The organism is Nocardia amamiensis (genome assembly GCF_015477605.1).
In the GTDB taxonomy this organism is placed as follows: Bacteria; Actinomycetota; Actinomycetes; order Mycobacteriales; family Mycobacteriaceae; genus Nocardia; species Nocardia amamiensis_A.
This window is the reverse complement of record NZ_JADLQX010000356.1, coordinates 1-255: the sequence shown is the minus strand read 5'-3', so window position 1 is coordinate 255 and position 255 is coordinate 1. Positions and strand designations below refer to the sequence as shown.

Below are 255 nucleotides of genomic sequence, written 5' to 3'. Positions count from 1 at the left end.
TGCTGGAGCGGCTGCAACGCGAACAGGCCGACCTGCTCGAGCACCACTACGTTGGGCTCACCGAGATCCAGCGGGTGGCGGGCACCGGGTCGCTGTTCGACACGCTGATGGTGTTCGAGTCGTATCCAATGGACAAGGAAGCGATCGCGGCCGCCAGCTCGATCGACGGCATGTCGGTGAACGGTGTCGGCGTCAACGACGCCACGCACTACCCGATGACGCTGCTGGTGATGGCCGAGTCCAGCATCGAGCTGA

1 protein-coding gene is annotated in these 255 nt (G+C 64.3%); it reads left to right on the top strand.

The genetic code is table 11. The features are described 5' to 3' along the window. On the top strand, nucleotides 1-255 hold a 255-nt coding region (locus tag IU459_RS38135), incomplete at both ends, for a hypothetical protein (protein WP_195134379.1).